The 1,464-nt window shown below is 32.0% G+C and carries 2 protein-coding genes; both read left to right on the top strand.

Translation table 11 applies throughout. From position 1 onward, the window contains the following. Positions 1 to 32: 32 nt before the first annotated feature. The gene (locus G8Y85_RS12480; protein ID WP_348981040.1) at positions 33 to 575 is read left to right on the top strand and encodes a helix-turn-helix domain-containing protein; all 543 of its coding nucleotides are present in this window, start codon (positions 33 to 35) and stop codon (positions 573 to 575) included. Continuing rightward, positions 545 to 1,429 (top strand): IS3 family transposase, encoded by an 885-nt coding sequence (locus tag G8Y85_RS12485; RefSeq protein ID WP_348981041.1) that lies wholly within the window; start codon positions 545 to 547, stop codon positions 1,427 to 1,429. The genes G8Y85_RS12480 and G8Y85_RS12485 overlap by 31 nt, the downstream gene beginning before the upstream one ends. Positions 1,430 to 1,464 lie beyond the last annotated feature (35 nt).

Here is a 1,464-nt window from a genome sequence, read left to right on the forward strand (position 1 = left end):
GACCTAAAATCTAACTTTTGGGGTGTTTTATATTGGCTAAATATGATTTGGATTTTAAGCTGAAAGTAGTTAATGAATATATAGATGGTTTAGGTGGCTATAATGCAATAGGAAAACGTCATGGCATTAATCGATCTATAGTAAGAACATGGTATAGAGCATATAGTGCCTTAGGCATTAAAGGACTTGAAAGGAAAAGGAGTAAGACAAAATACAGTTTAGACGATAAGATTGTTATACTAAGATGGATGAGAGAAAATAATGCTTCATTAAGTATCACTTCTGCCAAATTCCGTATTAATAATCCATCTCTTATTGCCTCTTGGATGATTGCCTTTAATAAGTATGGCATTGATGGATTGACTGAAAAGAGGAAAGGACGTCCATCTATGAAAAAGAAAAATGATAATAAGAGTAAGAATGACTATGTAAAAAATCTCGAACATGAAAATGAACTTTTAAGAGCTGAACTTGCCTATATAAAAAAGTTGAAAGCTTCAGGGATAAATATACCGAACCGACTGCTAAAATCGAATCTAGAGTCATTAAAGAGCTCCGAAAAGAATTCAGATTAAACATTATCCTTGAAGCATTAAAGTTCCCAAAATCTACATATATGTATTGGCAAAAACAGTTTGAGAAAGAAAATAAAGATCAAGCAATGGAGAATGAAATAAAAAATATTTTTGAAGAAAATAATAAGAATTATGGATATAGAAGGATTACAGGTGAACTAAGGGAGAGAGGTCATCTGATTAACCATAAGAAAGTTCAGAGAATCATGCGTAAATTGAATATAAAATCTATCTCATTTACAAGAAAAAATAGAAGATACTCATCCTACAAAGGACATATCGGTCGTATCGCTGATAATTTAGTGAACCGCAGGTTTAATACGACTATTCCTTATCAGAAAATAACGACGGATACTTCAGAGTTTAAATACCATTATCTGAACGAAAATGGTTTGATTTGTACAGGTAAGCTTTATCTAGACCCGTTTATGGATTTGTTTAATAGAGAAATAATCTCCTACAGTATATCTAAAAAACCAAGTGCAGAGTGTATTATGTCGGCTCTTAGTAGAGCCATTGAAATCACTAAAAAATGCGAGTTTAGAAGAACTTTTCATAGCGATCAGGGTTGGGCATATCAGATGAATGCTTATGTGAATAAGTTAAAAGAAAATAAAATATTTCAAAGTATGTCCCGTAAAGGTAACTGTCTGGATAACTCTCCGATGGAAAGTTTTTTCGGTATTTTGAAGCAAGAAGTATTCTACGGTAAGGTTTATGAAAGTTATGAACAACTTGAAGAAACAATTAATAATTATATATGGTATTACAACAATAAACGGATTAAATCGAAACTAGAATGGCTGAGCCCCGTAGGGTTCAGAGAAAAGTGTTTAAATTTAAAAATCGCATAAAAAAGAGGAATGGATTTCTCCATTCCTAAAAAGTC

The organism is Staphylococcus sp. 11007852 (assembly GCF_011394325.1).
GTDB classification, from domain to species: domain Bacteria; phylum Bacillota; class Bacilli; order Staphylococcales; family Staphylococcaceae; genus Staphylococcus; species Staphylococcus agnetis.